The 25,535-nt window shown below is 67.1% G+C and carries 18 protein-coding genes; 9 read left to right on the plus strand and 9 right to left on the minus strand.

What is annotated here, in order from left to right; translation table 11 throughout:
- The first annotated feature begins 645 nt into the window (after positions 1–645).
- Positions 646–2,250 carry a hypothetical protein gene (locus V3B64_RS16560; RefSeq protein WP_329914511.1) on the plus strand — a complete coding sequence of 535 codons (1,605 nt, stop codon included), beginning with the start codon at positions 646–648 and terminating at the stop codon, positions 2,248–2,250.
- A 79-nt stretch (positions 2,251–2,329) separates the two neighbouring features.
- On the opposite strand, the gene V3B64_RS16565 is transcribed toward V3B64_RS16560, so the two are convergent.
- Together V3B64_RS16565 and V3B64_RS16570 are read right to left on the minus strand one after the other, a co-directional pair.
- Positions 2,330–3,040, minus strand: coding sequence for a glutathione S-transferase (locus V3B64_RS16565; RefSeq protein WP_032128550.1), 711 nt, complete (start codon positions 3,038–3,040; stop codon positions 2,330–2,332).
- Between the two features lie 95 nt (positions 3,041–3,135).
- On the minus strand, positions 3,136–3,627 hold the full coding sequence (locus tag V3B64_RS16570) for a hypothetical protein (protein WP_049422957.1): 492 nt from the start codon (positions 3,625–3,627) through the stop codon (positions 3,136–3,138).
- A 154-nt stretch (positions 3,628–3,781) separates the two neighbouring features.
- Between V3B64_RS16570 and V3B64_RS16575 the strand changes: the two genes are divergently transcribed.
- Positions 3,782–4,603, plus strand: coding sequence for a DUF3014 domain-containing protein (locus V3B64_RS16575; protein WP_329914512.1), 822 nt, complete (start codon positions 3,782–3,784; stop codon positions 4,601–4,603).
- A 181-nt stretch (positions 4,604–4,784) separates the two neighbouring features.
- Complete coding sequence (clpB, locus tag V3B64_RS16580; RefSeq protein WP_329914513.1) at positions 4,785–7,370, plus strand: ATP-dependent chaperone ClpB; 2,586 nt, start codon at positions 4,785–4,787, stop codon at positions 7,368–7,370.
- A 72-nt stretch (positions 7,371–7,442) separates the two neighbouring features.
- On the opposite strand, the gene V3B64_RS16585 is transcribed toward clpB, so the two are convergent.
- From V3B64_RS16585 to V3B64_RS16595, 3 genes are all read right to left on the minus strand, one after another.
- Positions 7,443–8,243 carry a MipA/OmpV family protein gene (locus V3B64_RS16585; RefSeq protein ID WP_329914514.1) on the minus strand — a complete coding sequence of 267 codons (801 nt, stop codon included), beginning with the start codon at positions 8,241–8,243 and terminating at the stop codon, positions 7,443–7,445.
- A 140-nt stretch (positions 8,244–8,383) separates the two neighbouring features.
- A complete protein-coding gene (locus V3B64_RS16590; RefSeq protein WP_329914515.1) occupies positions 8,384–9,679 on the minus strand; it encodes an ATP-binding protein in 1,296 nt (431 codons plus the stop codon).
- Positions 9,676–10,413 (minus strand): response regulator transcription factor, encoded by a 738-nt coding sequence (locus V3B64_RS16595; protein ID WP_134951174.1) that lies wholly within the window; start codon positions 10,411–10,413, stop codon positions 9,676–9,678. Before V3B64_RS16595 ends, V3B64_RS16590 begins: the two co-directional genes overlap by 4 nt.
- A gap of 182 nt (positions 10,414–10,595) precedes the next feature.
- Here V3B64_RS16595 and V3B64_RS16600 point away from each other — a divergent pair, with 182 nt between their 5' ends.
- On the plus strand, positions 10,596–11,882 hold the full coding sequence (locus V3B64_RS16600) for an aminotransferase class V-fold PLP-dependent enzyme (RefSeq protein ID WP_032128543.1): 1,287 nt from the start codon (positions 10,596–10,598) through the stop codon (positions 11,880–11,882).
- 403 nt (positions 11,883–12,285) lie between these two features.
- Here the strand turns inward: V3B64_RS16600 and ybaL are convergent, their stop codons facing one another.
- Complete coding sequence (gene ybaL, locus V3B64_RS16605) at positions 12,286–13,983, minus strand: YbaL family putative K(+) efflux transporter (RefSeq protein WP_049400787.1); 1,698 nt, start codon at positions 13,981–13,983, stop codon at positions 12,286–12,288.
- A 151-nt stretch (positions 13,984–14,134) separates the two neighbouring features.
- Complete coding sequence (locus tag V3B64_RS16610; RefSeq protein WP_032128541.1) at positions 14,135–16,522, minus strand: TonB-dependent receptor; 2,388 nt, start codon at positions 16,520–16,522, stop codon at positions 14,135–14,137.
- A 335-nt stretch (positions 16,523–16,857) separates the two neighbouring features.
- On the opposite strand from V3B64_RS16610, the gene V3B64_RS16615 reads away from it, so the two are divergent.
- Positions 16,858–18,723, plus strand: a complete 1,866-nt coding sequence (locus V3B64_RS16615; protein ID WP_075676456.1) for an ABC-F family ATP-binding cassette domain-containing protein — start codon at positions 16,858–16,860, stop codon at positions 18,721–18,723.
- A 73-nt stretch (positions 18,724–18,796) separates the two neighbouring features.
- On the opposite strand, the gene ampR is transcribed toward V3B64_RS16615, so the two are convergent.
- Positions 18,797–19,660 carry a LysR family transcriptional regulator AmpR gene (gene ampR / locus V3B64_RS16620; protein WP_012511908.1) on the minus strand — a complete coding sequence of 288 codons (864 nt, stop codon included), beginning with the start codon at positions 19,658–19,660 and terminating at the stop codon, positions 18,797–18,799.
- A 176-nt stretch (positions 19,661–19,836) separates the two neighbouring features.
- On the opposite strand from ampR, the gene blaL2 reads away from it, so the two are divergent.
- From blaL2 to V3B64_RS16635, 3 genes are all read left to right on the plus strand, one after another.
- Positions 19,837–20,748 (plus strand): L2 family extended-spectrum class A beta-lactamase, encoded by a 912-nt coding sequence (gene blaL2 / locus V3B64_RS16625; protein ID WP_329914516.1) that lies wholly within the window; start codon positions 19,837–19,839, stop codon positions 20,746–20,748.
- An 85-nt stretch (positions 20,749–20,833) separates the two neighbouring features.
- Positions 20,834–22,048, plus strand: a complete 1,215-nt coding sequence (locus tag V3B64_RS16630) for a cation:proton antiporter (protein ID WP_032128538.1) — start codon at positions 20,834–20,836, stop codon at positions 22,046–22,048.
- A gap of 55 nt (positions 22,049–22,103) precedes the next feature.
- A complete protein-coding gene (locus V3B64_RS16635) occupies positions 22,104–22,745 on the plus strand; it encodes a hypothetical protein (protein WP_049422905.1) in 642 nt (213 codons plus the stop codon).
- A gap of 133 nt (positions 22,746–22,878) precedes the next feature.
- Here V3B64_RS16635 and V3B64_RS16640 read toward each other — a convergent pair whose 3' ends face one another.
- Positions 22,879–23,616 carry a DUF3011 domain-containing protein gene (locus V3B64_RS16640; RefSeq protein ID WP_329914517.1) on the minus strand — a complete coding sequence of 246 codons (738 nt, stop codon included), beginning with the start codon at positions 23,614–23,616 and terminating at the stop codon, positions 22,879–22,881.
- A 158-nt stretch (positions 23,617–23,774) separates the two neighbouring features.
- Between V3B64_RS16640 and aspS the strand changes: the two genes are divergently transcribed.
- Positions 23,775–25,526: an aspartate--tRNA ligase gene (gene aspS / locus V3B64_RS16645; RefSeq protein WP_010481582.1), complete on the plus strand. Its 1,752-nt coding sequence runs from the start codon at positions 23,775–23,777 to the stop codon at positions 25,524–25,526.
- Positions 25,527–25,535: the final 9 nt, after the last annotated feature.

A 25,535-nucleotide genomic window follows, 5' to 3' on the forward strand; every position in this document is an offset into this window, starting at 1 on the left:
CCGGCCGCTGGCCGGCAACACCAACAGCAGGAGCAGGTTTCTGAGGGATGGCGGGGGGGGGGGGGGGGGGGGGGGGGCGGGGCCGGGGGGGCGGGGGGGGGGGGGCCGCCCCCCCCCCCCCGCCGCCCCCCCCCCCCCCGCCCCCCCCCCCCACCCCGCCTTCGACAGATCATCGCTGCTGTTGGTAGGTGTCGACCTTGGTCGACACAGTAGATCCACGCCATGCGTGGATAGCGTGGAAATGATCGAATTGTTCTTGTAGAGCCGAGCCATGCTCGGCTGAGAGGCTTCGCGTACAGCAGCCGAGCATGGGCTCGGCGCAACAACGAGAGCCTGCCTTTGCTTTTGATCTTTTGATTCTCTTCCGTGGCTGGCACGCGCAGGAAATTGTCAGGGGCCGGGCGGGATGGGCTGCGCAGGACCGTTGGCGCCATGGATGGCGCCATCGAGCCCCCATGGACGGGTTTACGGCGTGTCCTGCGCAGCCCATCCCGCCCGGCCCACTCCGATAAACCCGCTGCCCGCGACCAACCCCCAGCCACGAGGGGCCCCGCCGTTGGCTGGAACCCATCATTCCACGACGGAATTGGCGCCCGGGCCCCGCTGGGCCTACCATCGGCGGTCCCCACCCCCACCGCCCCTTCCATGTCCGCTCCCGCTTCCGCCGCACCGCGTCGCTGGTTCGTCGCCGGCGACTTCAACGGCTTTTTCGGCCTGGTCGTCGACAACCTCTCCATCCTCGGCTTCATCGCCATGGCCCTGGTCGGGATCTTCCAGTTCCCCGCCGACGTGGTGTTCGGCCGCATGTTCCCCGGCACCGCCTTCGGCGTGCTGGTCGGCAACCTGCTGTACACCCTGATGGCCCGCCGGCTGGCCGCGCGTACCGGCCGCGACGATGTCACCGCCATGCCGCTCGGCCTGGATGCACCGACCAGCATCGGCATGGCGTTGCTGGTGCTCGGCCCGGCCTTCATCGCCTTCAAGCAGCAGGGCATGGATCCGCACGAGGCGGGCATCGCCACCTGGCAGCTGGGCATGGCCGCGCTGGTCATCATGGGCGTGCTCAAGTTCGTGCTGTCGTTCTTTGGCGAGGCGGTCACGCGCGCGCTGCCGCGTGCGGCGCTGCTGGGCTCCATCGCCGGCATCGCGCTGGTGCTGATGGGCCTGCTGCCGCTGCTGGAAACGCTGCGCTCGCCGCTGGTTGGCTTCACCACGCTGGGCTTGCTGCTGTATGTGCTGATCGCCAAAGGCAAGCTGCCGGTGCGTGGCCCGGGCGTGCTGCTGGCCTTCGTGTTCGGCACCGTGCTGTATTACGGGCTGGGCCTGGCCGGGCTGGGCGCGCCGGGCTTCCATGTGCCGGAGTGGGTGCCGCCGCAGGTGGTGCTGCCGCTGCCGACGTTGGGCTTCCTCGATGGCCTGCCCACGGCGATGACCTACCTGCCGCTGCTGCTGCCGTTCGGCCTGCTGATGGTGGTCGGTGGCATCAACGTTTCCGAAAGCGCACGCGCGGCCGGTGACGACTACCGCACCCGTGACATCCTGCTGGTGGAAGCGGTGGCCACGCTGGTCGCCGGTGTCTGCGGTGGCGTGGCGCAGACCACGCCGTACATCGGCCAGCCGGCCTACAAGCACATGGGCGCGCGCAGCGGCTACACGCTGCTGACCGGCCTGTTCGTCGGCATCGGCGGCATGCTCGGCATCATCTCGGGGCTGGTGCAGTGGCTACCGCTGGCGGTGCTGGCACCGATCATCGTGTACGTGGCTATCGACATCACCACCCAGGCTTTCCAGGCCACGCCGCGCCACCATACCGGCGCGATGGTGTTTGGTTTCCTGCCGTCGGTAGCGTACCTGCTGGCGATCAAGGCGCCAGGCTGGATCGCACCGGACCAGCTGCCGCAGCTGCTGACCAAGCTCGATGGCCACGGATTGCCTGAGCTGGCGGTGATCTTCACCCTCGGCAATGGCTTCATCATCACCTCGATGCTGTGGATCTCTGCGGTGGCGGCCATGGTTGATGGCCGCCTGCGCCGCGCCTGCGGCTTCCTGCTGGTGGCGGCGGTGCTGACCCTGTTCGGCCTGATCCACTCGGTGGACCCGCGCGGTGGCATCTACCTGCCGTGGGATCTGGACGGCCTGGCGCGCATCATCAGCTGGCAGTTCGCCGGCGCCTATGTGGCATTGGCGCTGCTGCTGGGCCTGCTGTCACTGCAGAAGCAGGCGGTGAAGCCGCTGGGTGAAAACAGCTGACCCCAGAGTAGTGCCGGCCGCCGGCCGGCATCCTCATGGACCTCGGACGTAGCGTGCAGCTGCCGGCCAGCGGCCGGTACTACCGCTCTCCATCCAGTTCCGGGTAGTGGCGGAAGATGCCGTTGGTGTTGAACGGCAATCGCCGTTCCGAGTCCAGATAGGAGGCAATGTTGGGTCGTTTCGCCACCCGCTCCTGCAGCGCGCGCAGCAGGGGCAGGGTCGGTTCCAGTGCCTGCATGCGGCGTGGGAACATGTAGTTCAGCCCGCTCAGCAGCTGGAACAGCGACAGATCCACATACGAGTGCTCGCGCAGTGCATGGCGGCCACCATTGGCCGCCAGCACCTGCTCGAAGTAGCTGAGGAACTTCGGTAGCCGTTCGCTGCGCAGCGACGCGGCACGTGCCTTGGCCTCGGTCTTCTGCTCTTCGTAGTACTTCGATGCAGCGATCGGATGGTGGGTGTCATGCACCTCGGCCACCAGGTCGGCGATGGTCAGCTGCAACTGCAGCGCCTGCATCCGCCGCGAGGCTGCCTGTGGCACCAGGTCCAGCGTCGGGCCCAGGAAATCCAGGATTGCCGCGACTTGCGCGATGACCTGGCGGCCCGCCTTCAGGAACGGCGGCGCGAAGGGCTGCGCACCTTCACTGCTGCCATCGAGAAACGGCTGCATCACTGCATCGCCGTGCACCCGCGCCATGTCGATGTAGTCGGCACCGGCATCTTCCAGCGCCAGCCGCACGAACTCGCCACGGCCCTGGATGCCGGTCCAGTAATACAGCGCGTACTGCATGGCTGTGTCTCCACGGGACAGGATGCATAGCGTCGCGCTGCTCGCGCAAAGCGGGCGTGAGTGCAATGCCTACCTGGCGTTGGATGTCGGAGTGTTCAGGCCGATGGCGCGACGGTGATGATGTCGTGCTCATTGACGCTGCCAGCCAGCGTGTAGCGATATCCCTTGGCCAGGACCTCAACGTAGCTGTCATGTGCGGCAAGGATGAAAAGCTGCAGGTCGTGGACATTGCGGGGATCGTAGTGCGCGAGCAGTGCCGCCAGGCCAGGATCGTGGATGACCCGGTAGAAGCCGGGGAAAGGGCAGAGACCGGTTTGCCGCCAGTGCGCGGTTTCATCGGCTGGTCCGGTTTCCTCGAAGATCTCGCCGTGGCGCATCTCGTGAAAATTTCCGCCCCGGCAACGCGCTTCATGGACAAGTTCGAAATCCACCTGCAGTGAGCGGTAACGCATGCCCGGCTGCGCTGCATAGTCCTCCAGCGTCTGTGCCTCCACGTTCACCTGTGCGCTCGCGTTCTGCTCTCGATACACCAGTGTCAGGTCGAGCGTGCTGATGCGGAAAGGCACCGGTTCCGGGCGAAGCTCCATGGGTCGTTCGTCGAAGGGGCTGGACTGCTCATTGGGCCGCCCGTCGCACTGCGCTGTCAACGCGTTTCCCGAACCTTACCGGAACGGGTGGGGAACCCACGGAAATCAGCCGGGTCACACCTTCTCCATGCGTGTGAAAACGAGGTGCTGCATCATGCAGAGTGGAAAAGCAGTTTGGCCCTGGGTGTTGGGCGTGGTGGTGATCGGTGGCGCGGGCGGTTGGCTGTTCCGCGACCAGCTGAAGAGCCTGGCGGACGGAGTTTCGGTGCCGGTGCAATCAACCCCGGCCAGTACCGGCGCACCACCACAACCGAAGGCGGCCGCAGAACCCGCCCCAACACCACCCCCGATCAAGCATCCGTTGGATACCGAGGCCGCCGCCGACCCGGCACTGCCGAAGCTGGCTGACAGCGATGCCGCTGCCTGGGGCGCGCTGAGCCAGCTGTTCCAGGGCGAGGGTCCGCTGACCCTGCTGCTGCGCGATCATCTGATCCAGCGCCTGGTCACCCAGGTCGACAACCTGGACAAGCCCAGCGTGCCGCCGACCGTGCTGGCCGCGCGCCAGCTGCCGGGCAACCTGCAGGTCGAGCCGGGCGAAGGCGGTGAACGCATCGCCGCCAGCAACGCGGCGCGCTATGCGCCCTACGTACAGGCCTTCACCGCGCTGGACCCGGCGGCAACGGCCACGTCCTACAAGCGCTTCTATCCGCTGATCCAGCAGGCTTACGTGGACCTTGGCCGGCCCGAGGGCTATTTCAACGACCGTCTGGTCACGGTGATCGACCACCTGCTGGACACCCCGGAACTGGCCCAGCCGCCGCTGGTGCAGCGCGACGAACGGGGCCGCTATCGCTTCGTCGATCCCACCCTGCAGTCACGCTCGATCGGGCAGAAGGCCCTGCTGCGTATAGATCCGGCGCAGGCGCGGGCGGTCAAGCAGCAGCTGCGGGCGATCCGCAGCGCGATCACCCGTTGAACCCTTCCACCGCGCGGAACTGATCGGGATCAACGCGCCGACCACACCCGTTCCGGCATGCTGGCCGCAGGCTGACTGGCCTCGGGGTGCAGTCGCAGTCACCCTTGAAACGGGGTGGGGCAACCGCATCTTTCCAGCATCGCCGGCGCGGGCCGGCCCTGATGACCGATGAGGTTTCGCAATGCGGATGGACAAGCTCACCTCGCGTTTCCAGCAGGCGCTGGCAGACGCACAGTCGCTGGCCGTAGGCCGCGACAACAGCATCATCGAACCGGTTCACCTGTTCAGCGCGTTGCTGGACCAGCAGGGCGGCAGCACGCGCCCGCTGCTGGCCCAGGCCGGGGTGAACGTGCCGGTGTTGCGCGAGCGCCTGACCGAGGCGCTGGATGCGCTGCCCAAGGTGTCCGGCCAGGCCGGCAACGTTTCGATGGGCAATGACCTGGGGCGTCTGCTCAACCAGACCGACAAGCTGGCCCAGCAGAACGGCGATGCCTTCATCGCCAGCGAGTGGTTCGTGCTGGCGGCGCTGGAAGACAGTGGCACGCTGGGCATGGCGCTGCGCGCCGCCGGCGCCGACAAGACCCGCCTGCAGGCCGCCATCGACAAGCTGCGTGGCGGCGAGAACGTGCAGTCGGAGAATGCCGAGGAACAGCGGCAGGCGCTGGAGAAGTACACCATCGACCTGACCGCGCGCGCCGAGAGCGGCAAGCTCGATCCGGTGATCGGCCGTGACGAGGAAATCCGCCGCACGATCCAGGTGCTGCAGCGCCGGACCAAGAACAACCCGGTGCTGATCGGCGAACCCGGCGTGGGCAAGACTGCCATCGTGGAAGGCCTGGCCCAGCGCATCATCAACGACGAAGTGCCCGAGGGCCTGCGCGGCAAGCGTGTGCTGTCGCTGGACATGGGCGCGCTGATTGCCGGTGCCAAGTTCCGCGGTGAGTTCGAAGAGCGGTTGAAGGGCGTGCTCAACGACCTGGCCAAGAGCGAAGGGCAGATCATCCTGTTCATCGATGAGCTGCACACCATGGTCGGTGCGGGTAAGGCCGACGGCGCGATGGATGCCGGCAACATGCTCAAGCCGGCGCTGGCACGCGGCGAGCTGCACTGCGTCGGTGCCACCACGCTGGATGAGTACCGCAAGTACATCGAAAAGGATGCCGCGCTGGAGCGCCGCTTCCAGAAGGTCTTCGTGGGTGAGCCGTCGGTGGAAGACACCATTGCCATCCTGCGCGGGCTGAAGGAAAAGTACGCGGTGCACCACGGCGTGGAGATCACCGACCCGGCCATCGTCGCCGCTGCGACGCTGTCCAACCGCTACATCACCGACCGCCAGCTGCCGGACAAGGCCATCGATCTGATGGACGAGGCGGCCTCGCGCCTGCGCATGGAAATCGACTCCAAGCCGGAGGAGCTGGACCGCCTGGAACGCCGGGTGATCCAGCTGAAGATCCAGCGCGAGATGCTGAAGAAGGAAAAGGACGAGGCCTCGCGGCAGCGCCTGGCCGATCTGGAGAACGACATCGAGGCGCTGGAGCGCGAGTTCTCCGACCTCAATGAAATCTGGAAGTCGGAGAAGGCCGCGCTGCAGGGTGCGACCAAGATCAAGGAGCAGGTCGAGCAGGCCAAGCTGGAGCTGGAAGCCGCGCAGCGCCGCCAGGATTTCGCCAAGATGAGCGAGATCCAGTACGGCCTGCTGCCGCAGCTGGAAAAGCAGCTGGCCGCCGCCCAGGAGGCCGAGCACAAGGACTTCAAGCTGGTGCAGGACCGGGTCACCGACGAGGAGATCGCCGAGGTCGTGTCGCGCTGGACCGGCATCCCGGTCAACAAGATGCTCGAGGGTGAGCGCGACAAGCTGCTGCGGATGGAAGAGGTGCTGCACAACCGCGTGGTCGGCCAGGAGGAAGCGATCAGGGTCGTCTCCGATGCCGTGCGCCGTTCGCGTGCGGGCCTGTCCGATCCGAATCGCCCGGCCGGTTCGTTCCTGTTCCTCGGCCCGACCGGCGTCGGCAAGACCGAGCTGTGCAAGTCGCTGGCCGAGTTCCTGTTCGACAGTGCCGACGCGATGATCCGCATCGACATGAGCGAGTTCATGGAGAAGCACAGCGTCGCCCGCCTGATCGGTGCGCCCCCGGGCTACGTTGGTTACGAGGAGGGTGGCTACCTGACCGAGGCCGTGCGTCGCCGCCCGTATTCGTTGATCCTGCTGGACGAAGTGGAGAAGGCGCATCCGGATGTGTTCAACATCCTGCTGCAGGTGCTGGACGATGGCCGCCTGACCGATGGCCAGGGCCGCACCGTGGACTTCCGCAACACCGTCATCGTGATGACCTCGAACCTGGGCTCGCACCAGATCCAGGACATGAGCGCTGATGACAGCCCGGAGGCCTACACGCAGATGAAGGCGGCGGTAATGGGCGTGGTGCAGGCGCACTTCCGCCCGGAGTTCATCAACCGCCTGGACGACATCGTGGTGTTCCACCCGCTGGACAAGCAGCAGATCAAGCAGATCGCGCGCATCCAGATGCGTGGGCTGGAAAAGCGCCTGGCCGAACGTGGTTTGAAGCTGCTGGTGTCCGATGCAGCGTTCGACCTGCTCGGCAACGTTGGTTTCGATCCGGTGTATGGCGCACGTCCGTTGAAGCGCGCGATCCAGGCGCAGCTGGAGAACCCGCTGGCGCAGAAGATCCTGTCCGGCGCCTTCGTCAACGGCGACATCATCGAAGTCGGCAACGACGGCGGACATCTGGTATTCGCAAAGGCGTGATTCACACGGGGCGCTGCCTGATCGCGGCGCCCCGTTTCCTGCGAAGTACGCCGGGCCATGCCCGGCGCTCACTCAGAAGCGGTGCGTATAGCCGCTCATCAAGCCGAACTGGTTCGCCTTCTGCACGATCGGGCTGTCGGCCGCATCGCCGAGCAGGCGCGTGCCTTCGGCCGAGATGTACCAGTTGCCATTGCGGCCCACGCGGTGGCTCCATTTCAGGCCAAGACCGGCGCTGACCAGCCCAGCCTTCGGCGTGTGCTGGGCAAAGCCGGTGCGCGCCGCCTGGTCCGGGCTGACGCCGTACCAGGTCTGCATGTAGCCACGATTGCCGTAGTCGGTGGAAACACTGCCGCTGACTACGCCACCGGCCAGGTCGAACAGCGGCATGCTCAGATTCAGATGGATCTGCTGGGTAGCCAGGCCGTTGTCGGCCTTGTCCTCGTCCTTGCGGGTGAACTGCCAGGCGCCGCTCAGCACGGCTTCGCCCAGCGTATAACCAGCCGAGACACCGACCAGGGGACGGGTATCGATATCACCCATGCCGCGCAGGAAGTCCGAACCGCCGAGCAGGGAGTCCTTGTCGCGGCGGATGCCGCTGGCGCCGACGTAGGCACGCACACGGGTGTGCTCGCCAATGGACGTGCCCCAACCGATGCCACTGGTGCCCAGAAACCAGCCCCCCGGCGAGGTGACATCGAACGACAGCGACGGCGTCGCGCGGTATTCCTCGCTGCCGCTGTAGCGCGGCGTCACGCCACCACCAGCGGCGAGCTCGAAGGTCCAGTGGTCATCCTTGGCGTGGGCGATCGGCGCGGCGAACAGCGGCAGCAGGGCCAGGCAGAGCAGGGTGGGGGAACGGCGAAGCTGGGACATGGAATCTCTCGACAATGGGAGGAAAGCAGCGCGCGCATCCGGCGAGTGCTGCAGGGTCGCCAGCGTGGCGATATGCCGGCGACCGATCCCTCCGCAGTTGTGCGGGAGTTGTAATCAACTGTAATGGCGCCCGTGGGCGTTCAGCTGGCAGCCAGCGGCCAGTGCATTTCCAGACGCGCGCCACCCAGCGTGGCGCGGCTGATGCGCAGCTCGCCACCGTGGCGGGCTGCAATGCGGTTGACGATGGCCAGGCCCAGCCCGAAGCCGCCGGTATCGCGGCTGCGGCTGTCATCCAGGCGGGTGAACGGGCGCATCACTTTTTCGTGGTCGGCCTCGGCGATGCCCGGGCCGTCGTCATCCACGCGCAGGCACGCGCGGCCGCCGACACCGACCAGCGACACTTCCACCTGCGAACGCGCGTGGCGCAGCGCATTGCCTACCAGATTGCTCAGCGCCAGCTGCAGCAGCCGCGGTTCGGCATCCACCCGCGGCAACGCACTGGGCTGCACGCGCAGGACCACGCCGGCTCGTTCGGCATCACGGCGTGCATCGGCCAGGCAGGCCTGCAGCCAGTCGTTGGCTTCGATGCGCTGCAGGGGCTCGGCTTCGTTGGGATGTTCCAGGCGCTCGTAGGCCAGCAGTTCGCTGACCAGTCCGTTGAGCTCGGCCAGGTCACCGTGAAGCCCCTGCGCCAAGCGGGCGCGTCGTGCCGGATCGTCGCTGTCCCGCATCAGGTCCAGGCCGAAGGCTACGCGTGCGATCGGCGTGCGCAGTTCATGCGAGATGGCATGCGTGAGGTCACGCTGGCGCTGCACAAGCTCAGCCACGCGCGCAGCCATGCGGTTGGAATGGTCGACGATGACCCGGATCTGCGAGCGTGGCGAAACCTGCGCGCGCGCCTGCAGATCGCCGGCACCGATGCGATCGGCGTGCACGCGCAGCGCGTCCAGATCGCGCCAGAGCAGGCGCACCCAGGCGTACAGGCACAGCCCGAACAGGGCCAGCATCACCGAATAGGCGATCAGGGTGAGATAGAGGGTCATCGACGGCTCGCCTGGCAGATGCAGGCGCAGCCAGGGGCCATCGGGATGCAGTGGATCAAGCGGCGCCAGTACGATCTCGAACTTCTGCCGGGAAATGAGCCCGTTGCGCTGCAGCTGTTCCTGTTCGCCGGCCGCGAGGGCCGGTGCTGACGGCAGCAGAGCCAATGCGATGCCATAGTGGGGTTGCCATTGCGCCAGCTGATCCTGCTGGGCGGCGGAGTCCTTTCCGTCCAACCCCTGCCGCAATGCATACAACTGGCCGCGCACCTGCTCTGCGAACACACGCTGCTGGAACGGCAGGTAGATGCGATCGAAGATCACGTTGATCAGCAGCAGGGTGATCAGGAAGCTCGCGCCGACCACCAGCCACAGGCGCAGAAACAGCCGCTTCATGCCGACCAGGACGAGGGATTGAACTGGTAGCCGCGGCCCCACACCGTCTTGATCCGCCGCGGTTCGCGCGCGTCATCGCCCAGCTTGCGGCGAAGCTTGCCGATGCTGACATCGACACTGCGGTCCAGCCCGTCGAAGCCGATGCCGCGCACCGCCTGCAGGATCTGGTCACGCGAGAGAATCTGCCCCGGCTGGCTGGCCAGCAGCCACAGGATCTCGAATTCGGTGGTGCCCATGTCCACCGGCTGGCCGTGCAGATGCACCTCGCGCTGCATGCGGTCGATCAGCAGCTCGCCGTGCATCAGGCGGCAGGGGCTGCCGGTGTTGCTGCTGCCATGGCGGCGGCGCAGCAGGGCGCGCAGGCGGGCGAGCAGCAGGCGCGGCTCGATCGGCTTGTGCACATAGTCGTCGGCGCCTGATTCCAGGCCGAGCACCTGTTCGATGTCGTCCTCGCAGGCCGTCAGCATCAGGATCGGCACATCGGAGAAGCTGCGGATCTGCCGGCACACGTCGATGCCGCCAAGGCCGGGCAGCATCAGGTCCAGCACCACCAGTTCCGGCGCGTGCTGGCGGCAGGCTGCACCGGCGAGGTCGCCACGGGCCACATGCTGCACGGCGAAGCCGTGTTCGTGAAGGTAGTCACTGACCAGCTCGGCCAGGCGGCGGTCGTCCTCCACCAGCAGCACCGGGGTCGGCGTGCCGCTGGCGGTGGGTGTCCAGGGGGATGGCTGCATGCGCGTTGGGCCTCCGTGCCCGGGCAGGAGCGCCCGGCGGCGAAGCCTAGCAACGGCCCATGACGGCTGCCTGAATCGCGGCCAACCTGATAACCGGTGGTACTGGCGTCATCGCCAGCAGCTTTCAGCGCGTGGTTCTGGCTGGCCTATGGTGGCGGTTTCCCCGGATGGAGCCTGGCGCAATGAGCGACCCGCAGTGGCAACTGGAAACCCTGGCCGTGCATGGCGGCTACCGTCCCGACCCGACCACCCGCGCGGTGGCGGTGCCGATCTACCAGACGGTGGCGTATGCCTTCGATGACACCCAGCACGGCGCCGATCTGTTCGACCTGAAGGTGCCCGGCAACATCTACACCCGCATCATGAACCCCACCACCGACGTGCTGGAACAGCGCCTGGCCGCACTGGAGGGTGGCATCGGCGCGCTGGCACTGGCCTCGGGGCAGGCGGCGATCACCTATGCCATCCAGACCATTGCCGAGGCCGGTGACAACATCGTTGCCTCCAGTGCGCTGTATGGCGGCAGCCTCAACCTGCTGGCGCACACGCTGCCGCAGTACGGCATCCAGGCGCGCTTCGCCGACCCGGCCGATCCGTCCGCCTTCGCCGCGCTGATCGACGAACGCACCAAGGCGGTGTTCGTCGAATCGATCGGCAACCCGCGTGGCAACGTCACCGACATCGCGGCGATTGCCGAGGTCGCGCATGCCGCCGGCGTGCCGCTGATTGTCGACAACACCGTGGCCACGCCGTTCCTGCTGCGCCCGTTCGAGCACGGCGCCGACATCGTGGTGCATTCGCTGACCAAGTACCTCGGCGGCCACGGCAACAGCCTCGGCGGCGCGATCGTCGATTCCGGCCGCTTCGACTGGGCTGCACAACCCCAGCGCTTCGCACGGCTCAACCAGCCCGACCCCAGCTATCACGGCGTGGTCTATACCGAAGCGCTGGGGCCGGCGGCCTACATCGGCCGCGCGCGGGTGGTGCCGCTGCGCAATACCGGCGCGGCGCTGTCGCCGTTCAATGCGTTCCTGATCCTGCAGGGCATTGAAACCCTGGCGCTGCGCATGGAGCGCATCAACGCCAACGCGCTGGCTGTCGCGCAGTTTCTGAAGTCACACGCAAAGGTGGCCTGGGTGCGCTACGCCGGGTTGGCCGACGACCCCGAGCACGCCGCCGCGCAGCGCTACCTGGGCGGGCACGGCTCGGGCGTACTGACCTTCGGCCTGCCGGGCGGCCGTGAAGCCGGCGCACGTTTCCTCGATGCGCTGAAGCTGTTCACCCGCCTGGTCAACCTGGGCGACGCGAAGTCACTGGCCACCCATCCCGCCTCGACTACCCATCGCCAGCTGGACGCCGCCGAACTGGCCAAGGCCGGTGTCAGCGAAGACACCGTGCGGCTGTCGATCGGCATCGAGCATATCGGCGACCTGCGTGCCGACCTGGAGCAGGCCCTGGCTGGCGCCTGATAGCCGCACGCTTGGTCGTCATCGCCACAGGCGATCACCACCGGCACCGCGATGCGCTACGGTGGAACTGCCTCTCCAAGGCATGGCAACGTGGCGATCCAGATCCCCGGTCGATGCGGGTCGACCGGGGATTTTTTTGTTTCCGGGGTCAGATGCACCGCCGTGTCGACCAAGGTCGACACCTACCAACAGCCGCAGGAAATTGTCGAAGGCAGGGTGGGCCCGGTTGCAGGGGCGTGAGCGCCATGGATGGCGCGACCGAGCCTCCATGGACGGATTCACGGCGTCCCCTGCAACCGGACCCACCCCGCCATTCCACGGAGAGTCAGCTTTTGCTTTTGCCGTTGCAGTTGAAGTTGATTCAGCAGGTGCAGGGCTGCAAGCCCTGCCGCACCCACACTCCTCACACCACCGGAATGCTGTGCTGCCCGATATTCCGGTAGGGCGGCGTGGCCATCACCATCTCGGCCAGCGAATAGGCCAGCTCGCGCTCGGCCATCACCGTGCCATCGGCACCATGCTCCAGCAGGTGCTTCACCTCCGCATCGCTGTGCGCACGCGCCAGCAGGGTCAGATCCGGATTGATCGCACGCAGCTTGGCCAGCGCCTCACCGGCTTCCAGCGGCTGAGGAATCGCCAGCACCGCAATCTTCGCGCGTTCCGGATGCGCTTCGGCCAGCACGCGGTCGGCAGCAGCACTACCACGGATCGCCGCCAGGCCCTTGGCGTGCGCCTGTTCGACGTGCTCCTTGTTGTCATCGATCACCAGCACCGGCACGCCACGATCGCGCAGCACCTGCGCCAGCTCGCTGCCGACCCGGCCGTAACCAATGACGATGGCATGGTCATGCAGGTCACGCGAGGGACCGGTGGCCTCTTCCGGCTCGGCGGCCTGGGGCGACTGCTCCTGCTTGGCCTGCCAACGGTCAAGCAGCCCGAACACCAGCGGGTTGAGCATGATCGACACCAGCGCACCGGCCAGCACCAGCGACTGGCCCTCCTTCGGCAGGATCTGCAGGGCGACGCCGAGGCCGGCGATGATGAAGGCGAATTCGCCGATCTGCGCCAGGCTGGCCGAGATGGTCAGCGCGGTACTGGTCGGGTGGCCGAACGCACGCACGATGAAGAACGCGGCGGCCGACTTGCCGAACATGATGATCAGCACCGTGGCCAGCACCTGCCACGGGTGCTGGACGAGGATGTTGGGGTCGAACAGCATGCCGACCGAGACGAAGAACAGCACTGCGAACGCATCGCGCAGCGGCAGCGAATCATGCGCGGCCTTGTGGCTCAGTTCCGATTCGTTGAGCAGCATGCCGGCGAAGAACGCGCCCAGTGCGAACGAGACGCCGAACAACATGGCCGAGCCGAACGCCACGCCCAGCGCGATCGCCAGCACCGACAGGGTGAACAGTTCGCGCGAACCGGTGCCGGCGATACGCTCGAGGATCCACGGGATGACCCGGCGCCCGACCACCAGCATCACCGCCACGAACAGGCCCAGCTGCACGAAGGTCCAGCCGATGTCGGCCAGCACGCTGCCCAGCGAGTGCGATTCCTTGGCCGCATCGGGGCCGAACACACCGGCCATCACCGGCATCATCACCAGCGCCAGCACACAGGCCAGGTCTTCCACGATCAGCCAGCCGACCGCGATCTTGCCGCGCATGGTCTCCAGCAGGCGGCGCTCCTCCATCGCCCGCAGCAGTACCACGGTACTGGCGGTGGCCAGCGAGAAACCGAAGATGACGCCATGCAGGGCTGGCCAGCCCATCAGCGAGGCCACGCCCCAGCCGAGCAGGGTAGCGACCGCGATCTGGCCGATGGCACCGGGGATGGCGATGGCCTTGACCGCCATCAGGTCCTTCAGCGAGAAGTGCAGGCCGACGCCGAACATCAGCAGCATCACGCCCAGCTCGGCCAGCTGGTTGGCCAGCGCCTGGTCGGCGACGAAGCCGGGGGTGAACGGGCCTACGCAGATGCCAGCAACCAGGTAACCGACCAAGGGAGACAAGCGGAGCTTGTTGGCCAGCGCGCCGAAGATGAAGGCGAGCCCGAGGCCAACGGCAACGATGTTGATCAGGTCGGTGTCATGGTGCATCGGCACTCGCAGAAAAACGGGGGTATCCCGATTTTCACCGATGACGCCAGATACGGCAAACCTTAAATGCGAATGGGGTCAGATCCCTCTCCCGCAGGAAAAGGGATCTGACCCCACCGGGGAGTTGCCGGCCAGCGGCCGGCACTACCGCTTACCAGGTGTACTTGACCCGGCCGTACACGTACGCGCCGTTGAAGCCGAACGGCGAGTAGTTGCTGTACGGCAGCATGCCGAAGGTGGAGTTCTGCAGGTCTTCGGTGCGGTCCGGGTACTTGTCCAGCAGGTTGTCGGCGCCCACGGTCAGGGTCCAGTTGCTGCTCGGCTTGTAGCTGGCCGAGGCATCCACCACCCAGGCGTCGCCATAGGTCTGGTCGCGCAGTGCGGTGGCCGAGTTGCGCACGGTGAATTTGCCGTAGCGGGTCGCGGCCAGACCCAGTTCCCAGTGGTCCGAACGCCAGGTGCCGCTCAGGATCGCCTTGTCGCGCGGATAGCTGTCCTCGATGCGGCCGATCTCATCGCGGCCGATCAGCGACTGGGTCAGGCCCAGCGTGCCGAACACCGCCGGGGTGCCGCCGACGCGGCGCACTTCGGTGTCGTTGTAGCTGTACGCGGCGGTCAGTTCCAGGCTGCTGGCGCTGAAGGGCACCGTGTAGCTGGACACGAAATCGACACCGCGGGTGCGCGTATCCAGGCCGTTGGTGAAGTACGAGAACGCGGTCACCTGCGGCAGGCCCAGCGTGCCCAGCAGCGCGCTGGTGGCGGTGTTGGTGGTGATGCTGGACGACAATGCGATGCGGTCATCGATGTCGATCTGGTAGGCGTCGACGGTGATGTACAGGCGGTCGACCGGCTGCAGCACCAGGCCCAGGCTGTAGGAGGTGGAGGTCTCGGCCTTCAGCGGCGAGGCGCCCAGCGCCTGCGCAGCCGGGCTGGTGGTGGGGAAGGTACCGCGCTCGACGAACACGCCGTTGAGGAACTGGCTGGTGACCGCCTGGTAGCCCTGCTGCGCCAGCGACGGTGCACGGAAGCCGCTGGACGCGGTGGCCCGCAGCGCAACCTTGTCGGTGAACGCGTAGCGCGCCGACAGCTTGCCGGAGAAGCGGTCGCCGAAGTCCGAGTAATCCTCGTAGCGGCCGGTGATGCCGGCCGAGAACTTCTCGGTCAGGTCCGCTTCCAGGCCGGCATAGACCGCGTAGTTGTGGCGGTCGGCATGCACTTCATTGGTCGGGGTGAAGCCACCGAAGCCCTGCGCGCCACTGCCGGTGTACGAGTTCAGCTCGCCCGGCTTCTGGTCCCACTTTTCCTTGCGGTACTCACCGCCGAAGGACAGCGTGACCGGGTAGGCCAGGCCCCAGTCCAGCGACTTGGTCAGGTCGGCGTTGAAGATGTCCTGCTGGTACTTCAGCGTGCCGTCGTAGAACGAGCGCGGGCTGGTTGCGCCGAGGCTGTAGTTGATGCTGTTGCGGGTGTGGAAGTCGAGGGTGTTCTCGCCGTGGTTCAGGCTCAGGTCCCAGGTCCAGCCGTTGTCGGTGTTGCCCTTGACCCCGGCCACCAGCGAGCGGTCCTTGGAGTACTGGTTGATCTCCGGCACGAAGCCGTCCGGGTAGGTCTGCGCCAGCAGCGCGCTCTGCCCACTGTGGTTGCGCGAGCGGTAGAACGCGAACGAGGTGATGTCGCGGTTGCTGAGCAGCGCGCTGGCGTAGCCGGTCACGCGGTCGCTGAAATCGAAACTGGCGTTGACCGAAGCCGCAGTCGCATCCACGCGCGGGTCGCCGACGATGAAGGTCTTCTGGCCGATGCTCGGGAAGTTGCCGGTGTTCGGGGTGGTGCCGCGGTACGGGCCGGCGCGGTTGCTTTCGTCCTGCTGGCTGATCTGGCCGGCCACGTGCACGCGGCCACGGCCGTTGCCGAACTCGACGCCGGTATCGCCGGAGAGCTGGTACTTGTTGCCGTCACCGGCCGAGTACTGGCCGTAGTCCACCGCCAGGCTGCCGCCACTGCCGCTGCCCTTGAGCACGATGTTGATGACGCCGGCGATGGCGTCCGAGCCGTACTGCGCCGACGCACCGTCGCGCAGCACTTCCACGCGTTCGATGGCGGCGATCGGGATCGCATTGATGTCCACTGCCGACGAACCACGGCCGATGCTGCCGTTGACGTTGATCATCGCCGAGGTGTGGCGGCGCTTGCCGTCGACCAGCACCAGCACCTGGTCCGGTGACAGGCCGCGCAGCTGCGCCGGGCGCACGCCGCTGGTGCCATCGGTCAGGGCAGGGCGCGGGAAGTTCAGCGAGGGCAGGGCGCGCGACAGCGCGGTGGCCAGCTCGCTGGTGCCGGTGGACTGCAGGGCTTCGGGGGTGATGATGTCGATCGGCGACTGCGATTCGGCCACCGTGCGGTCGGCCACGCGGGTGCCGGTGACGATCACCGTGTCCAGGGTGTTGGCGGCGGTGCCGGCCTGCTGGGCAGCGGCAACGAACGGAGAGCCACCGAGTGCGACAGCGACGGCGGCGGCGATCAGGCTGGTCTTGCGGGTCATCGGGACGGAGCTCCGGTTGGCGGGGGCGGCACCGGAATCGACATCACGGGGGTGAGGCGGACGGCGGTTGTTGCGGTGCGCAAAGCAGGAATTAACGGGATATTCAGTGGCTGTCAAATGCCGGTCATCGGGAAAAACGTTGCAGCAGCAACCATTTAGCCCGGATCGGCACTTGCGGGGAGGGGGCCCGGGAGGCGCGTGGCGAGGACGTGGGAGAGAGGAACGCCGGCCGCCGCGCATCCCGGGGCGCGTCAAGTATTCGTTAACGCTAGAATTGCGTCGCAGGAACAGTGCTCACCAGCACATTCCATTCGGTTATATGGACGCCTTCCCCCATGATTTCGCTTCGTAATTTCGCCTTGCGCCGCGGCGAGCGGCTGCTGTTGTCCAATGTCGACCTGACCCTGCATGCCGGTTACCGGGTGGGTGTGGTCGGCCGCAACGGTGCTGGCAAGTCCAGCCTGTTCGCGGCGGTGAAGGGCGAGCTGGAGGCGGACAAGGGCGATGTCGATCTGCCCGGCAAGGTGCGCATCGCCAGCGTTGCCCAGGAAACCCCGTCGCTGCCCGACCCGGCGCTGAGCTTCGTGCTCGGCGGTGACATCGAGGTGGCCGCGGTGCTGGCCGCCGAGGCCGACGCGACCGCCCGCGAAGACTGGGAAGCGGTGGCCGAAGCGCATACGAAGATGGCCGAGCTCAATGCCTACGACGCCGAAGCGCGCGCCGGCAAGCTGCTGCACGGCCTCGGTTTCCCGGCCGAGACCCACCACCGCGCGGTGTCCTCGTTCTCCGGCGGCTGGCGCGTGCGCCTGAACCTGGCCCGCGCGCTGATGATGCCCAGCGACCTGCTGCTGCTCGACGAACCGACCAACCACCTGGATCTGGACGCGGTGTACTGGCTGGAGCAGTGGCTGCTGAAGTATCCCGGCACCCTGCTGCTGATCTCGCATGACCGCGAGTTCCTCGACAACGTGGCCACCCACACCCTGCACCTGCACGGTGGCGGCGCCAAGCTCTATCCGGGCGGCTACACCGACTTCGAGCGCCAGCGCGCCGAACAGCTGCGCCAGCAGCAGATCGCGCACGAGAAGGAACAGGCCGAGCGTGCCCACCTGCAGAGCTTCATCGACCGCTTCAAGGCGCAGGCCAGCAAGGCCGCGCAGGCGCAGAGCCGCATGAAGCGCCTGGCCAAGCTGGCCGGCACCGAAGCGGTGCGTGCCGAGCGCGAGTTCCGCATCGAGTTCGCGCCGCCGGCCAAGCTGCCGTTCTCGCTGATCCGCCTGAACCACGTCGAGGCTGGCTATGGCAAGGACGCGGTGATCCTGCACAACGTCGGCTTCGGCCTGGAAGCGGGCCAGCGCATCGGCCTGCTCGGCCCCAACGGTGCCGGTAAGACCACCCTGGTGAAGACCCTGGTAGGCGAGCTGGCGCCGATCGTCGGCGAACGCATGGCGCACCCGGACCTGAAGATCGGCTACTTCGCCCAGCACACGGTGGAGTCGCTGCACGAAGGCCAGTCGCCGATGGAGCATTTCCGCGAGATCGCGCCGGACGCACCGAACCAGTCGTTCCGCGATTTCCTCGGCAAGTGGAACTTCCCGGGCGACCGTGCATTCGAGCCGGTCGATGGTTTCTCCGGTGGCGAGCGCGCGCGCCTGGCGCTGGCGCTGATCGCCTGGCAGCAGCCGAATGTGCTGCTGCTGGACGAACCGACCAACCACCTTGACCTGGAAATGCGCGAAGCGCTGGCTGAGGCACTGGCCACCTTCGAAGGCGCGATCGTGATGGTCTCGCATGACCGCCATCTGATCGGCCTGGTCTGCGATACCTACTGGCGCGTGGCCGATGGCGTGGTCGAGCCGTTCGACGGCGACCTCGACGCCTACGCGGCCTGGCTGCGCACCCGTCCGCAGGCGCAGGGCACCAAGGCGCGCATGGAACAGGTGGAAGAGCCGGTGGTGGTCAAGACCGCGCCGGTGGCTCAGGTGGTGCAGAAGAAGCCGGTGAACCCGCACAAGCTGGCTGCCGCCGAGGCCAAGGTGGCCGAGCTGGAAGGCGCAGTGGCCGAGCTGGACCGCCAGCTGGCCGATCCGGCCAACTACGCCGACGCCACCCGCATGGCGGTGATCGGCCGTGACCGCGAAACCGCTGCCGCCCAGCTGGAAAAAGCCGAAGCCGCGTGGATGGAACTGCTGGAGTCCTGATCACGCAAAAAAGGGGACGGAGGGGATTAAGTCGTTTGTGGCACAAACGACTTAATCCCCTCCGTCCCCTTTTTCATCCCTGCGCCTGCAGCCATTCGCGGAACCGCTTCGCCGGCTCACGCTCGGCACGCGAGCGCAGTCGCGTGAGCCAGTAGCGCCCCAGCTCCAGCGTGGTGCTGAATGGCTGCAGCAGGCGACCCTCGGCCAGTTCCTGCTCGAACATGCGCAGCGGCAGCAGCGCCACGCCGGCACCACCCACCGCGGCCATCGCCACCGTCAACGACGAATCAAACACCGGCCCGCGGGCTTCCACGCCACTCACTCCTGCCGCCTGCAGCCAGCGCGGCCATTCGTCGCTGCGGTAGGAGCGCAGCAGGGGCAGGGTGCCCAGGTCGCGTGGCTGTTTGAGCCGCCGCGCCAATGCTGGTGCGCACAGCGGTGCGAACGGCGCGTCGAGGATCGCTGTGCAGGCCTGGCCCTGCCAGTCGCCATCACCGAAGCGGATCGCCAGGTCCAGGCCCTCGCCGGCCAGATCAATGCGATTGTTGTGGGTCTGCAGTCGCAGCTCGATGTCCGGGTGCGCGGCCTCGAACGCAGCCAGCCGTGGCAGCAGCCAACCGGTGGCGAAGGTGCCGACCACGCCCAGCGTCAGTACTTCACGGGCCGGGCCACCGGTGTAGCGCGCGATGCTGGCCGAGATGCGCTCGAACGATTCGTTGAGCACTGGATACAGCGCCGCGCCCTCCTCGGTGAGCGCCACGCCGCGCGGCAGGCGATGGAACAGACGGATGCCGAGCCGGTCCTCCAGCCCGCGGATCTGGTGGCTCAGCGCGGCCTGGCTGACGCACAGCTCCAGCGCGGCACGGGTGAAGTTCTGGTGGCGTGCGGCCGCCTCGAAGGCACGCAGGGCGTTCAGCGGCAGGGTAGGGTGCAGCATCAGAGTAGTCGTGAGTCAATGTGATGGCTGATCCTACCTTCCCAGTAGCCAGTTCAGAAGAATTAAAGGGTTGATTGCGACAGGCATTAATTCAGCTAATGCCTTCCGCTGATTTTTCGCGCTGGTCGCCTGCGTGCGAGGCTTCAATAATCGGGCGGTCCCCAGGAGAACCCCGCATGCTCGCCCGTCGCCGATTCCTGCAGTTCAGTGGTGCTGCCGTTGCTTCCTCGCTTGCCCTGCCGTTGCTGGCCCGTGCGGCGGGCAAGACCGCCGCCAGTGCACCGACCGATGCCGCCCTCACCGCCGCCACCGACTTCGCCGCACTGGAAAAGGCCTGTGCCGGCCGCCTCGGCGTGACCCTGCTTGATACCGCCAGCGGCCGCCGCATCGGTCATCGCCAGGACGAGCGTTTCCCGATGTGCAGCACGTTCAAGAGCGTGCTGGCCGCCACCGTGCTCAGCCAGGCCGAGCGCAGGCCCGCGTTGCTGGACACGCGCGTACCGGTGCGCGATGCCGATCTGCTCTCGCACGCGCCGGTCACCCGCCGCCACGCCGGCAAGGACATGACCGTGCGCGATCTGTGCCGTGCCACGATCATCACCAGCGACAACACTGCAGCCAACCTGCTGTTCGGCGTGGTCGGTGGCCCGCCCGCGGTGACTGCGTTCCTGCGCGCGAGCGGTGATGCGGTGAGCCGCAGTGATCGCCTGGAGCCGGAGCTGAACAGCTTTGCCAAGGGCGATCCGCGCGACACCACCACGCCGGCGGCGATGGCTGCGACCCTGCAGCGCGTGGTGCTGGGCGAGGTGCTGCAGCCGGCGTCGCGGCAGCAGCTGGCCGATTGGCTGATCGACAACGAAACCGGCGACGCCTGCCTGCGCGCGGGCCTGGGCAAGCGCCGGCGCGTCGGTGACAAGACCGGCAGCAACGGCGAGGACGCGCGCAACGATATCGCCGTGTTGTGGCCGCTGGCCGGCGGCACGCCCTGGGTGCTGACCGCCTACCTGCAGGCGGGTGCGATCAGCAACGAACAGCGTGCCACGGTGCTGGCGCAGGTAGGCCGCATCGCCGATCGGCTGATCGGTTGAGGTAACCGGGGTCATTCAGAAGTGGCTTGCCGGATCGGTTCGGCGCGCGCATCCTGCGCGCGTTCGAATCACACGGAAGTCCCCCATGAGCCATGAACTGATCTACCTGCTGCTGATCTTTGCGCTGCTGGTGATCCCGCGCGCGCTGCAGCGTTTCAGCCTGCCTGCGCCGCTGACCTGCCTGCTGTTCGGCATCATCGGCATGCTCTGGCTGGGCGACCAGGCGCACGACGCAGTGATCGGTCTGTTGGCCACACTGGGCATTTCCTCGCTGTTCCTGTTCGCCGGCCTGGAAGTGGATCTGCAGGCGCTGCGCCGTGGCATGTGGCCGCTGCTGGCGCATCTGGTGATCCGTACCGGCACGCTGTTCGGTGTGGGCTGGCTGGCCTGGCGCTACGCGGGGCTGCCGTGGCAGGCCGCGGGCCTGCTGGCGCTGGCGCTGCTGACTCCCTCCACCGGTTTCATCATGGATTCGCTGTCGCGGCTTGGCCTGAGCGAGGACGAGCGATTCTGGGTGACCAGCAAGGCCATTGCCGGTGAACTGCTGGCGCTGGCGGCGTTGTTCATCGTGCTGCAGGCGGGCGATCCGGGGCACATGGCGCTGTCCAGCCTGGCGCTGCTGGCGATGATGGTCGGCCTGCCGCTGCTGTTCATCGCGCTGGGCCGCTGGGTGGCGCCGCACGCGCCGGGTTCGGAGTTCTCGCTGCTGGTGATGGTCGGCATGGTCGCGGCGTACATCACCTATCTGCTGGGTGTGTATTACCTGGTCGGTGCCTTCATCGCCGGCCTGGTCGCGCGCCTGCTGCACCAGCGCATGCCGCTGCTGGCCTCGCACGAGAACCTGCATGCGCTGCGCCTGTTCGCCTCGTTCTTCGTGCCGTTCTACTTCTTCAACGCCGGCACCAAGGTGCCCAGCGAAGCACTCAGTTTCGAGGCGCTGGGGCTGGGCATCGTGATCACCCTGGTGGTGCTGCCGCTGCGCATCGGCGTGGTCTGGCTGCAGCGCCGGGTGATGTTCGGCGAGAGCTTCCGCAGCAGCCTGAGGGTCTCGCTGGCGCTGGCGCCGACGCTGATCTTCACCCTGGTGCTGGCCGCGATCATGCGCGAGCGTTTCCAGATTCCGGCGGTGCTGTTCGGAGCGCTGCTGCTGTATGCGGCGCTGACCACGCTGCTGCCGTCGCTGGTGTTCCGCACGCCGTTCGATGTCGATCCGGTTGAACAGGAACCTGCGGGTGAAGGCGAAGCCGCGCCGGTGGCGGCCACCGAAACGCTGCCAGCGGCATCTGCAGTCGATCGCTGAGCAGATGCTGCGCGTGCGGTTTGCGCACTTCGGCCATGGCCGTTAGGGTTGGGGCATGAAACTGCCTGCCGTTGTCACCGCTTCCGCCCTCCTGCTCAGCCTTGCTGCGTGTTCGCAGCGCTCCGATACGGTCGCCCATGATCTGGCGACCGCACCGGCCGATGCCTTCATGGCCGCCATCGCCGCGCATTGCGGCCAGGCTTACGCCGGCAAGGTAGTGGAGGACACGCCGGCACCGACCGGCAAGGATCCGTTCGCCGGGCAGCGCCTGGTCATGCATGTGCGCGGCTGTGCCGATCCGGCGCACGAGCTGCGCATCCCGTTCCATGTCGGCGATGACCACTCGCGGACCTGGGTGCTGACCCGTACGGAAACCGGCCTGCGCCTGAAGCACGACCATCGCCACGAAGACGGCAGCCCCGACGCGATCACCCTCTACGGTGGCGACAGCACGCCGCCGGGCACCGCCGAGCGCCAGCAGTTCCCCGCCGACGCCGATTCGGTGGCGATGTTCCGCCGCGCCGACATGCTGGCCTCCACGCACAACACCTGGGCGATGGAGATTGATCCCGACCAGACCTTCGTCTACGAGCTGACCCGCCCGGAGGGCCGCCGCTTCCGCGTGCAGTTCGACCTGAGCAAGCCGGTTGCCCTGCCGCCTGCACCGTGGGGCGACGATAAAGCGTCCGCCCCGTGATCCCAGGGTCGGATCCCTCCTGCGGAGGGCCTCGACCCCAGAAAGGCCCTCAGTAGATCCACGCCATGCGTGGATGCGGGATACCGGACCGGGGTCAGAGCCCTGGCCGTCGGCCAGGGATCCGGCCGTGTACTTACCGCGTACCGAAACGCGCGCGGCAGCCGTTGCTCACCCACACCTGGCCACGTGAGTAGCCCCAGCTGCGTCCTTCCTGGCAGGCACTGCCGGACAGCTGCTGCTGCAGCACCGGGCGGCCCTGACGCTCATCCCAGTCGCAGGTCTGCGAGCGGTTGTTGTTGCTGCTGCAGGTAACTGAGTAATTGCTGTTGCCGCCCCCCCAGCCACCGCCGCCCCAGCCGCGGGCTTCGGCGAATTCGGCACGGCAGCCGCCACTGACCCAGACCGCGCCGTTGCGCACGCCCCAGGTACGCCCTTCGTTGCAGGGGCTGCCGGACAGCTGGCGGACCAGGCGGGCATTGCGCCAGCCGACCGGGCAGCTGCGCTCACGGTTGTTCTGGCTCTCGCAGCGGATGGTCTCGCCAGGCCGGCCGTTGTTGCCGCCCCAGCCACCGCCATTGCCGCCGCCCCAGCCACCGCGGGCCTCGACGAATTCGGCGCGGCAACCACTGGTGACCCAGATGCTGCCGTTACGGCTGCCCCAGGTGCGTCCTTCATCGCAGTCCGAGCCGGACAGCTGACGCACCAGCTGCGCATTGCGCCAGCCGGTGTTGCAGACCCGTTCGCGGTTGTTCTGGCTTTCGCAGCGGACCACGCCGCTCTGCGCATGCGCGGAAGGGGCGGGCAGGGCAAGGGTGCCCGCGGCACCCAGGCTGAGGGTTACGGCCAGGCTGGCCAGGGACAGCGGTTTCATGGCGGCATCCCATACGGTGGCAGGTGCCCGACTATAGGGAGGGGGGCGATCAAGCCGGTGTGACTGGCCGGATTTGCCCCGGCCGGGGCCTCGGCCGCAGAATACGAGGCTTTCCGGCCCCCATCCGGTGCCGGCGTTCTCCAGCGGAGCTTCCCCCCATGCGTACCCACTTCTGCGGCCTGGTCGATGAGACCCTGATTGGCCAGACTGTCACCCTCGCCGGCTGGACCGACGTGGCCCGTAACCAGGGCGGCGTCTGCTTCATCGATCTTCGAGATCATGAAGGCATCGTGCAGGTGACCGTGGAAGTCGACAACGCCGACGTGTTCGCCGTGGCCGCGTCGCTGGGCTACGAGGACGTGCTGCAGGTGGAAGGCGTCGTGCGTGCCCGCCACGCGGTGAACGACAAGATGCGCACCGGCAAGGTTGAAGTGATCGCCACCGCCATCACCGTGCTGAACAAGGCCGCGCCGCTGCCGTTCCACGCCCACGAGAATCCGGGCGAGGAAACCCGCCTGAAGTACCGCTACCTGGACCTGCGCCGCCCGGAAATGCAGCGCATGCAGCGCACCCGCATCAAGCTGGTGCAGGCCCTGCGCCGCCATCTGGACGAAAAGGGCTTCCAGGACATCGAGACCCCGATCCTGACCAAGGCCACCCCGGAAGGCGCGCGCGACTTCCTGGTGCCGGCGCGCATGCACCCGGGCGAGTTCTACGCCCTGCCGCAGAGCCCGCAGCTGTTCAAGCAGATCCTGATGGTGGCCGGCTTCGACCGCTACTACCAGATCGCGCGCTGCTTCCGCGACGAGGCCCTGCGTGCCGACCGCCAGCTGGAATTCACCCAGCTGGACATGGAATTCGCCTTCGTCCGCGAGCGCGACGTGCAGGATTTCGTCGAGGACATGATCCGCGCCATCTTCAAGGAAGTGGTCGACGTCCAGCTGGATGCCAGCTTCCCGCGCATGACCTGGGCCGAGGCAATGCGTCGCTACGGCTCGGACAAGCCGGACCTGCGCATCGCGCTGGAGCTGGTCGACGTGGCCGAGCTGGTCAAGGACAGCGAGTTCGCCGTGTTCACCGGCCCGGCCAATGACGCCGAAGGCCGCGTCGCCGCGCTGCGCATCCCGGGCGGTGCAGCGCTCAGCCGCAAGCAGATCGACGAATACGCCGCGCATGCCGCCAAGTACGGCGCCAAGGGCCTGGCCTACATCAAGATCGCCGACAACGGCGAAGTCAGCTCGCCGATCCAGAAGTTCTTCAGCGAGGAATCCTTCGCTGCGCTGGTCGCCCACGTCGGCGCCGGTAACGGCGACATCGTGTTCTTCGGCGCCGGTGGCTACAACAAGGTCTCCGACTTCATGGGCGCGCTGCGCCTGAAGGCCGGCAAGGACTTCGGCCTGGTCGCCGACGGCTGGGCACCGCTGTGGGTCACCGACTTCCCGATGTTCGAGTGGGACGAGGAAGAACAGCGCTACGTCGCCCTGCATCACCCCTTCACCGCACCGGCCGTGGACGACATCGCCGACCTGCGCGCCAATGCCCGTACCGCCGTTTCGCGCGGCTACGACATGGTGCTCAATGGCAATGAAATCGGCGGCGGTTCGATCCGTATCCATCGTCCGGACATGCAGAGCGCGGTGTTCGAACTGCTCGGCATCGGCGCCGAGGAAGCCCGCGCCAAGTTCGGCTTCCTGCTCGACGCGCTGAACTACGGCGCGCCGCCGCACGGTGGCATCGCCTTCGGCATCGACCGCATCGCCGCGCTGATGGCCGGCACCGAGTCGATCCGCGACGTCATCCCGTTCCCGAAGACCACCGGTGCACAGGATCTGATGACCGACGCGCCGTCGCCGATCGTCGACGCGCAGCTGGCCGAAGTGCACATCCAGGTTCGCCCCAAGACCAACTGATCAGGAGAT

Origin of the sequence: Stenotrophomonas sp. SMYL86 (assembly GCF_036320025.1) — a bacterium.
GTDB lineage: Bacteria > Pseudomonadota > Gammaproteobacteria > Xanthomonadales > Xanthomonadaceae > Stenotrophomonas > Stenotrophomonas maltophilia_A.

What these genes read in the sequence shown, in the direction of transcription:
- V3B64_RS16560 (WP_329914511.1), top strand. Translation starts at nt 646, where the DNA reads ATGTCCGCTCCCGCTTCCGCCGCACCGCGTCGCTGGTTCGTCGCCGGC.
- V3B64_RS16565 (WP_032128550.1), bottom strand. Translation starts at nt 3,040, where the DNA reads ATGCAGTACGCGCTGTATTACTGGACCGGCATCCAGGGCCGTGGCGAG.
- V3B64_RS16570 (WP_049422957.1), bottom strand. Translation starts at nt 3,627, where the DNA reads ATGGAGCTTCGCCCGGAACCGGTGCCTTTCCGCATCAGCACGCTCGAC.
- V3B64_RS16575 (WP_329914512.1), top strand. Translation starts at nt 3,782, where the DNA reads ATGCAGAGTGGAAAAGCAGTTTGGCCCTGGGTGTTGGGCGTGGTGGTG.
- clpB (WP_329914513.1), top strand. Translation starts at nt 4,785, where the DNA reads ATGCGGATGGACAAGCTCACCTCGCGTTTCCAGCAGGCGCTGGCAGAC.
- V3B64_RS16585 (WP_329914514.1), bottom strand. Translation starts at nt 8,243, where the DNA reads ATGTCCCAGCTTCGCCGTTCCCCCACCCTGCTCTGCCTGGCCCTGCTG.
- V3B64_RS16590 (WP_329914515.1), bottom strand. Translation starts at nt 9,679, where the DNA reads ATGAAGCGGCTGTTTCTGCGCCTGTGGCTGGTGGTCGGCGCGAGCTTC.
- V3B64_RS16595 (WP_134951174.1), bottom strand. Translation starts at nt 10,413, where the DNA reads ATGCAGCCATCCCCCTGGACACCCACCGCCAGCGGCACGCCGACCCCG.
- V3B64_RS16600 (WP_032128543.1), top strand. Translation starts at nt 10,596, where the DNA reads ATGAGCGACCCGCAGTGGCAACTGGAAACCCTGGCCGTGCATGGCGGC.
- ybaL (WP_049400787.1), bottom strand. Translation starts at nt 13,983, where the DNA reads ATGCACCATGACACCGACCTGATCAACATCGTTGCCGTTGGCCTCGGG.
- V3B64_RS16610 (WP_032128541.1), bottom strand. Translation starts at nt 16,522, where the DNA reads ATGACCCGCAAGACCAGCCTGATCGCCGCCGCCGTCGCTGTCGCACTC.
- V3B64_RS16615 (WP_075676456.1), top strand. Translation starts at nt 16,858, where the DNA reads ATGATTTCGCTTCGTAATTTCGCCTTGCGCCGCGGCGAGCGGCTGCTG.
- ampR (WP_012511908.1), bottom strand. Translation starts at nt 19,660, where the DNA reads ATGCTGCACCCTACCCTGCCGCTGAACGCCCTGCGTGCCTTCGAGGCG.
- blaL2 (WP_329914516.1), top strand. Translation starts at nt 19,837, where the DNA reads ATGCTCGCCCGTCGCCGATTCCTGCAGTTCAGTGGTGCTGCCGTTGCT.
- V3B64_RS16630 (WP_032128538.1), top strand. Translation starts at nt 20,834, where the DNA reads ATGAGCCATGAACTGATCTACCTGCTGCTGATCTTTGCGCTGCTGGTG.
- V3B64_RS16635 (WP_049422905.1), top strand. Translation starts at nt 22,104, where the DNA reads ATGAAACTGCCTGCCGTTGTCACCGCTTCCGCCCTCCTGCTCAGCCTT.
- V3B64_RS16640 (WP_329914517.1), bottom strand. Translation starts at nt 23,616, where the DNA reads ATGAAACCGCTGTCCCTGGCCAGCCTGGCCGTAACCCTCAGCCTGGGT.
- aspS (WP_010481582.1), top strand. Translation starts at nt 23,775, where the DNA reads ATGCGTACCCACTTCTGCGGCCTGGTCGATGAGACCCTGATTGGCCAG.